Below are 8,747 nucleotides of genomic sequence, written 5' to 3' on the forward strand. Positions count from 1 at the left end.
GCTTATTCCTGTCTCGATTCCCGGGTGAATAGCAATTATTCCTGCGATTTGGGCAATTTACACTCAGTTCCTGTTAATAGAGCACAAACTAAAAAAGAACCCAACACAAATGTGCTAGGTTCCCTATTATTTTTATTCTTCTTCAACTAACGTTTTTTTACGACGCACCTTGCTTAATGCTTCATATACGATTGGCACGATAACAAGCGTTAATAACGTTGAACTTGTTAAACCACCAATTACCGTTACACCAAGGTCTTTTGAGATCATCCCGCCGCCTTCTAGTCCTAGTGCTAGTGGGATGAGGGCACCGATTGTAGCAATTGCTGTCATGAGGATTGGACGAAGACGAGTAGTACCCGCTTCTAAAATGGCCTCACGTGTGCTTAAGCCTTCTTTCTCCTTGTGGATAACGCGGTCAATTAATACAATCGCGTTTGTTACAACGATACCGATAAGCATTAGAGCACCAATCATTGAGTTAACACTTAATGTTTCACCAGCAATTAATAAGCCGACAAGAGCACCGATTACTGTAAACGGTAAGGAGAACAGAATCGCGAATGGTGCTAGTGCTCCACCGAAAGTGATAACTAAGATCAGATAAACGATCGCAATCGCTGCTAACATGGCTAAACCTAATTGAGTAAATGATTCTTGGATGTCCGCTGATACCCCACCCATATTTACTTCAATTGTTGACGGAAGTTCTAAATCGTCTACCTTTGTTTGAACATCTGTTGAAACTTTTGCAACATCATCTGTTGTGATTTCACCTGAAACTGAAACATAGATTTTTCCATCACGTCTTGTGACAGTATTTGATGTTTCACCTTCTTGTACGTCAACTACATCACCAATTTTCACTCCTGTTCCAAGTGGAGATTGAATGGTTTTTTCTGTTAAATCATCAACATTTTCATACGTTTCTTCATCAACTTGAAGATACACATTTAGGTCTTCACCGTCTTTTTCAACTGTTGTTAATACTGGACGTTCTCTTGTTGGGTTAAGCGCCATACCGATTTGAGCTGCTGTTAATCCGTACTTACTTAACTCTTCTTGATTAGCTACAAATGTGTACTCTTCATATGTTTCTGACATACTTGATTCTACATTTTTAAGAGAATCATTGTTTTCCATAATCTCTTGGATATCTGCTACAACAGGCTCAATGTCTTCCATGCTGTTGCCATAAACATACATTGTAATTGCATTGCTAGATCCCATTGAAGCAAAGTCTTGTGAAGCCCATTCTCCCCCACCAGCTGCTACTTCAATTAAATCTTCAACAACTTGTTCTTTTTCTTCTGCAAATTCAGGTGTGTCATCTTCATAAAGAATGAAGAACATCGCACTGTTTGTATCACCAGGATTCATTGGGTTTTCACTACCAAGTGAATATTGTACTGTTTTCACATGTTCTCTATCCAAGAAGAATTCTTCAGCACTTAAAGCTGCTTCTTCTGCTTGCTCTCTTGTTTCACCTGGCTCTGGTTTGTACGTAACGATCATCATTTTTTCTTCTTCAGATGATAAGAAACTAACCCCGATAACCGGAACTAAGAATAAACTTCCTACTAACATAGCAATCGCAATCAAGGATGTAATGATCTTGTGGTTCAACGTCCAATTTAGAATTGAACGATAAGCACCTGTCATTTTGCCTGGTTTGTGTTCGTCATGTTGCTTTAATTTTTTGCTTTCACCATATAAATTTTTCTTAAATAAACTGTGCGCCATCATTGGTACAATTGTGATTGCAACTAATAATGATGCTAAAAGCGCAAATACCATTGTTAATGCGAATGGTAAGAATAGTTCCCCGATCATTCCTTTTACAAGCGCTAACGGTAAGAATACCGCGATCGTAACGATTGTCGATGACATAATTGGTATGAACATCTCTTTTGTTGCTTCACGAACTAATGCCTTACCTTTTAATTGTTCACCTTTAAGTGACATTCTTCGGTAAATATTTTCAATAACAACGATCGAGTCATCAACAACACGGCCAATCGCAACAGTCATCGCACCAAGTGTCATCATGTTCAGCGTAATACCCATTTGATTTAACAGGATAATCGCGATCAATAATGACAACGGAATTGAAATAATCGAGATTAGTGTTGATTTAATATCTCTTAAGAATAAGAGAATAATCACTACCGCGAAAAGTGCTCCAAATAGTGCTTTACTTAGCATTGTCCCAACAGACTCTTCAATTGGTGTTGCCTGGTCAAGTGTGTAAACAACATCAAGACCTTCAATTTCATCTTCAAAATCAGCTAATTTTTCTTCAATACCGTTGGCAACATCTACTGTATTAGCGTCTGATGCTTTTACAATTTGAATACCGATTGCTTCTTTCCCATTAGTACGAGAAATCGACTCTGCCTTTCCAACTAATTCGATATCTGCAATTTCGGATAATTTTACAGTTGGCAATTCGATATTAGCTGGCATTTGTGTCTGGGCTTGCTCTGCACCAGCTTGCGGTGACTGATCGGTCATATCAGCTACCTGACCACCTTGTGCCGCTGCCTGTTGATTTCCCTGCACCGAAGGCATAACTGGAATCTCTATATTTTTCAAATCTTCAATTGTTACAATGTTTCCATCGACTACTACAGATTTTTCTGTTTCATCTAACGTTAAAACTCCTAATGGAAAATTAATATCAGAGCCTTGAATAAGACCTTGAACTGTCTCTGCATCTAATCCTAGCTCTGCCATTTTATCTTCTTTAAAAGTAAACTCTACTTCCTCCAACTGTTGACCAGATACTTGAACAGAAGAAACACCTTCAACCCCTTCTAAAGCAGGGATGATTTCATCTTCAACAACAGTGGTAAGCTCTGCAAGTGATTGATCTTCATTCGCAATACTTAAAGCTAAAATAGGGAATGCATTTAAACTAATTCTTGAAACACTAGGTTCATTAACGCCATCAGGAAGTTCAATATCAATTAATGCATCATTTAATTCATCTTCAGCTTCATCCATATTTTTTTCAAATCCGTATTCAATTTGAAGAGAAGATGCATTTTGCATAGAGTTTGAGCTAACAACATTCACTCCATTTAAATTTTGAACAATCTTTTCAATTGGTTCTGTGACATGATCAGCGACTTCTTCAGGAGTAGCCCCTGGATAAATGGTTGTAACTGAAATAATCGGGGTATTAATATTCGGGATTGTTTCAAGCTTCATGTTTAATCCGGAATATAGCCCAGCTACTGTTATAATTATTGTAAGCAGCCATACAGCAAATTTGTTTTTCAATACAAAATTAATTATGCTATTCATAACATCCTCCATTTTTTAGAATCTAATTGACTATCGGGTCACAATAATTAATAATATAAATGACTAGTCAGTCAGAGTCAACGAACATTTTGTTAATAAACTTTAATTTTTTTGTAAATGTTTTTATATCAAGCTATAAAAAACTCAATATAGAGGCTAAGTCTTTTGTAGTAAGGAGGTCAAAATGAAGGAAAAGGAAAAGAAAATTATTGAGGCCGCCGTTAGTATTTTTGCCACAAAAGGATATTCCGCTACATCGATTCAAGAAATTGTTGATGCTTGCGGAATTTCAAAAGGCGCTTTTTACTTATACTTTAAATCGAAGGATGCCCTACTTCTGGCAGCATTTAAGTATCAATTTCAATTAATTCAATCTAAAGTCGATTCCGTACCGATTAAAGATTTATCCCCTCGTGATGCATTTGTTCTTCAGCTAAAAACTCAGCTAGAAGAAATTCAAAAAAACAAAGAATTTATTATTATGCAAACACGTGAACAAGCAATACCAATAAATTCTGAGATTGAGGACTTTATTAAGAAAATGACTCAAAATATTGGGAGATTTTATCATAGATCTCTTCACGCTATTTATGGCTCAAAAATTGACCGTTATATTTTCGATTTAAATATGATTCTACAAGGTATTGTTCAATCGTATTTAAAACTGATTATTCTTGATTTAGGACAATTTGATCTTCAGAAGTTAGCAGTCTTTGTTTTAAGACGAGCTGATGATTTAGTAGAAGGCTACTTAAAATCAGATGAAGAACCAATATTATCAGATGAATTTGTCTGTCAGTTAACAGAGCAATACCCGGAGTTAACGAAGGAGGATTTAGTCAGAGAAATTTCACTGGTGAAAAATAAGATTGATAATGAAGCTTTTTTAATCACACTAGATGTAATTGAAGAAGAAATAAAGGGAGATTCACCGCGTTTACCCGTGATCAAAGGAATGTTAAGCAATATAAAAAACGCCCCTGGTTTAGAAGAATTAAATTCTGTCATTGAGCACTACTTTAAGCTGTAAAATAGAAAAAGGGATGAGCCATGCTCTTCCCCAATTTCCCTTACATTCATCCAATCGTTTCATTTTCGCGATCTGTTCCCTCCCCTGAATCTTCCTTCAACACAGTTGCAAACATACATAAAAAAATCCCCTTAAGCAAGGAGACTCGATTATGTATGCGACACAATCAGTTCAAGTGTCCCATCTACGATCATTTCTTTTGTATTGGCTGTTACTAGAAAATGGTCACCCTTTTGAAGCGAAAGTGTTTCTTCCTTTGTTTTTACAGACCCTTGTCCATTAATTACACTGCACAAGAGAAACGGTGCTTCTTTTTTATGTTTATATTCATCAACAACATTCCATTTATAAACAGAAAAGTACTCTTCTTTTACAAATGTCGTAATCATCGTTGATCTATTTTCTTCAATATGAGTTTTTACTTGATTCACATCGTCTGGGACAGTTGTCACTTGAATAGCCTTTGATAGGTGCAGCTCTCTTTTCTCACCATTTTGATCAACACGGTCATAATCGTACACACGATAAGTTGTATCAGAGCTTTGCTGTGTTTCCAACACAAGTGTTCCTTCACATAACGCATGAATGGTCCCGCTTGGAACATAAAAAAAGTCACCCGGCTTAATTTTCACTCTTCTTAACAAGTCCTCCCAACGACCAGAATGAATCATCGTGACCAGCTCTTCCTTTGTACGGGCATGATGGCCAAAAATCATTTCGGCTCCTTCTTTACAATCGATAATATACCAGCACTCTGTTTTGCCTAGTTCGCCATTTTCATGTTCTTTCGCATATGTATCGTCCGGATGAACTTGTACACTTAAGTCTGCTTTAGCATCTAGTATTTTCGTTAATAGAGGAAAGCGATCGCCTCTTATATGTCCAAAAAGCTCTTGGTGGTTTTCCCATAGCCAACTTAATTCCTTTCCTGCAAAGAGTCCATTTTGAACGGTACTATTTCCATTAGGATGTGCACTAATTGCCCAACACTCTCCAGTATGTTCACTCGGAATATCGTACCCGAAGGAATCTCTCAATGTTGTTCCACCCCAAATTCGTTCTTTAAAAACAGGCTTTAATTTTAGTAGCTCTACCACACAATTTCCTCCTTATCATACTAGTTCGTAATTACACTCATTAAAAAACAGACAAATAGTAAAAAGGGCTTATTTTCATTATAAGATAGGAGATAGCAATCTGGAAACAGATTCCTTAAAACGAATGGTCTTCGAACGTTGATGATAAGCTTCTAGTGTGTACTCCCTTGACTGCAAAACATCATGTTGAAACTCTTCTGATAGCTTTCTAGCAAGATCTTCATCATAAATAAACGCATTTACCTCAAAATTCAATTTGAAGCTTCTTACATCAATATTTGCTGTTCCAACTGAGGCAATTTCATTATCTACTACAATCATTTTGGCATGAATAAAACCATTGTCATATATGTACACCTTTGCACCTGAATTTAATAATTCGGCAACATATGAAAGGGTGGCCCAGTACACAAATGGATGATCAGGCTTATTCGGAATCATAAGCTGCACTTCAATTCCTGATAAACAGGCTATTTTTAACGCATCAAGCAGGCTAGCATCAGGAATAAAATAGGGTGTTTGAATACAAACGGATTTTTTTGCGGTAGAAATCATCTTGATATAGCCATTTTTAATTTGTTCCCATTCAGAATCAGGACCGCTCGTCACAATTTGCAAGCTGCTGTTTCCAACTGCCGTAACAGGTTCAGGGAAAAGCTCCTGTGAATAAGCAATTGTCCGCTTTTCTGTTGCTTGATTCCAATCAAGAATAAACCTTGCTTGAATCGCATGTACCGCTGTTCCTTGAATTCTTAAGTGTGTATCACGCCAGTAACCGAATGAAGGATCAAGCCCTAAATATTCGTCACCCACATTAAAGCCACCTACATACCCTGTTTTACCATCAATAATGACAAGCTTCCGATGATTACGATAATTCAAACGCAAATTTATCCATCTTAGCTTTGAAGGAAAAAACACCTCCACCTCTCCTTCTGCAGCACGAAGCTCTTTGAAAAACGATTTTCTTAATCCTCTCGAGCCAAGATCATCATATAAAACTCTTACTTTAACACCCTGGGCTGCCTTCTTCGTTAAAGCCGCAACCAGCTTTTTACCAAGTTCTCCGTTTTTCAAAATATAATATTGTAAATGAATGTGATCGGTCGCCTCTTCAATATCCTTGAACAATTGGGAAAACTTCTCATTTCCATCTGTAAAAATATCAACAGAGTTATCTTCTGTTAACACCGCATCATTGTTAATAACCTGCATATTAATCAGCTGCTTATGCTGCTTTGCCGTTTCACTTTGAAAAGCAAATGTATTTTTGCGTATATCTTCAAGCTGATTGGCCAACAGTTTTTCAATTCCAAGCTTTTTCCGGTCTTCCCATTGAAACATGTGGTATCGACTTAAATTTTGACCAAAAAGAAGATAAAGCACAAATCCTAAAACCGGAATAAAAAAGAGAACAAGCAACCACGCCCATGAAGACGGCGCATCTCTTCTTTCTCTAAAAATCATCACAATCGCAAATAAAATATTCAAAACAATAATAAATCCAAGCAATATTGATACAATATTCATGTATATTCCTCTCATCTACAAATGATCTTTTCACACATAGTATATCGTGAAACAATGGTAAATGTTGTATGTTTTAGTGTTAATTTTCTTCAAAAAAAGAAATGTCTAAGAAATTTCAATTTAATATGTAATAACCACTGTGAGAACAACCCTCACTATGTTAAAATACTTCTTAATGAATTTTCAAAATATTATTTCCCATAGAGGTGAAAAGATAGGATCATGAATGAATTAGCACAAGCTTTAAACCAAGCAATCAAAGAAGATAATGAACATGTCTATCATATGTTATCCCAGCTTGGAAAGGAAATGTTCTATCCAAAGGGAATTTTAAGTCAATCAGCTGAAGCAGGCAAAAAAGCTCACCGCTTCAATGCAACAATCGGAATTGCAACAGAAGGCAATCAACCAATGCATTTCACTCACTTGCAAAACCTTTTTGGAGATCGTGTAGCACCAAAAGACTTGTATCCATATGCCCCACCGCAAGGGAAAGAAGAATTACGAAAAGTATGGAAAGAAAAAATCTTAAAAGATAACCCAAGTGTAAACAGTGATGTAGTTGGTTCGCCAATCGTTACAAACGCTTTAACACACGGTTTAAGTATTGTTGCTGACTTATTCGCTGATGAAGGCACTCCGGTTATTGTGCCTGATAAATTCTGGGGTAACTACAACTTAACATTCAAAGTTCGCCGTGGTGCAAATGTTGTGACATTCCCATTATTTAATGCAGAAAACGGCTTTAATACTCAAGCATTAAAAGAAACAATCTCTGCTCAGAAATCTTCTGGCAAAGTTATTGTTCTTTTAAACTTCCCGAACAACCCAACTGGTTACACACCACTTGAGTCTGAAGCAAGAGAAATTGCCGCAGTTTTAACAGAAGCTGCAGAGGAAGGCTTAAATGTTGTTGTCTTAATTGACGATGCATATTTCGGCTTATTCTATGAAGATTCTATGAAAGAATCCATTTTCAGCTACTTAGCAGATACTCACGAACGCATTTTAGCTGTAAAAGTAGACGGTGCAACAAAAGAAAACTATGTATGGGGCTTCCGTGTTGGATTCATCACATATGCAAGCAAAAGTGCCGCGATCTTAAACGCACTCGAGCAAAAAACAAAAGGGCTAATCAGAGGAACCATCTCAAGCAGTTCTCACCCATCTCAAACATTGATTCTAGAATCACTAAAATCAAATGAATTCGCGGTAGAAAAAGAACAAAAATTTGCATTGATGAAAAGTCGTGCAGATAAAACAAAAGAAGTTTTGGCAAAAGAAGAATACCAAAAATACTGGACTTACTACCCATTCAACTCTGGCTACTTCATGTGCCTAAAACTTAACGGAATCGATGCCGAAGAACTCCGCCTACACCTACTAGACAAATACGGAGTAGGAACCATCTCAATCAACTCAACAGACCTTCGCATCGCCTTCTCATGCGTAGAAGCAGATGACATCGAAGAACTATTTGATTTGATTGCACAGGGAGCTGCGGATTTAGCGTAGGTTTTTATGGTGCCTGTCACTTCCCGAAGTTTGTCGAAAACCCTCACATCCTAGATTGGATAGGTGAGGGTTTTTTTGTGCTTGTTTTGAAGCATAGATACATTGTATGTATTCGGAATTTCTAAGGTATAACACGTTCGAACAGGTTCCTGTCCCAATACCCTCCGAATCGGGACAGAAATTCACTCATAGCTCTGGCGTTTGTCCCAATACCTCCTGAATCGGGACAGAAATCCACTCATTGCACTAGCGTTTGTCCCGATACC

General features: G+C 37.2%; 5 protein-coding genes. 2 read left to right on the forward strand and 3 right to left on the reverse strand.

From position 1 onward, the window contains the following. Window positions 1-132: 132 nt before the first annotated feature. Window positions 133-3,309 carry an efflux RND transporter permease subunit gene (locus tag COD11_RS21395; protein ID WP_098798942.1) on the reverse strand — a complete coding sequence of 1,059 codons (3,177 nt, stop codon included), beginning with the start codon at window positions 3,307-3,309 and terminating at the stop codon, window positions 133-135. A 184-nt stretch (window positions 3,310-3,493) separates the two neighbouring features. Here COD11_RS21395 and COD11_RS21400 point away from each other — a divergent pair, with 184 nt between their 5' ends. Then, a complete protein-coding gene (locus COD11_RS21400) occupies window positions 3,494-4,339 on the forward strand; it encodes a TetR/AcrR family transcriptional regulator (RefSeq protein WP_098798943.1) in 846 nt (281 codons plus the stop codon). A gap of 149 nt (window positions 4,340-4,488) precedes the next feature. Here the strand turns inward: COD11_RS21400 and manA are convergent, their stop codons facing one another. Continuing rightward, on the reverse strand, window positions 4,489-5,436 hold the full coding sequence (gene manA / locus COD11_RS21405) for a mannose-6-phosphate isomerase, class I (RefSeq protein ID WP_098798944.1): 948 nt from the start codon (window positions 5,434-5,436) through the stop codon (window positions 4,489-4,491). Window positions 5,437-5,514: 78 nt separating this feature from the next. Next, complete coding sequence (cls, locus tag COD11_RS21410) at window positions 5,515-6,966, reverse strand: cardiolipin synthase (protein ID WP_098798945.1); 1,452 nt, start codon at window positions 6,964-6,966, stop codon at window positions 5,515-5,517. 222 nt (window positions 6,967-7,188) lie between these two features. On the opposite strand from cls, the gene COD11_RS21415 reads away from it, so the two are divergent. Further along, the gene (locus COD11_RS21415) at window positions 7,189-8,481 is read left to right on the forward strand and encodes an aminotransferase class I/II-fold pyridoxal phosphate-dependent enzyme (RefSeq protein ID WP_098798946.1); all 1,293 of its coding nucleotides are present in this window, start codon (window positions 7,189-7,191) and stop codon (window positions 8,479-8,481) included. Window positions 8,482-8,747 lie beyond the last annotated feature (266 nt).

Origin of the sequence: Bacillus sp. AFS040349 (assembly GCF_002577655.1) — a bacterium.
In the GTDB taxonomy this organism is placed as follows: domain Bacteria; phylum Bacillota; class Bacilli; order Bacillales; family Bacillaceae; genus Metabacillus.

What these genes read in the sequence shown, in the direction of transcription:
- COD11_RS21400 (WP_098798943.1), top strand. Translation starts at nt 3,494, where the DNA reads ATGAAGGAAAAGGAAAAGAAAATTATTGAGGCCGCCGTTAGTATTTTT.
- cls (WP_098798945.1), bottom strand. Translation starts at nt 6,966, where the DNA reads ATGAATATTGTATCAATATTGCTTGGATTTATTATTGTTTTGAATATT.
- COD11_RS21415 (WP_098798946.1), top strand. Translation starts at nt 7,189, where the DNA reads ATGAATGAATTAGCACAAGCTTTAAACCAAGCAATCAAAGAAGATAAT.
- COD11_RS21395 (WP_098798942.1), bottom strand. Translation starts at nt 3,309, where the DNA reads ATGAATAGCATAATTAATTTTGTATTGAAAAACAAATTTGCTGTATGG.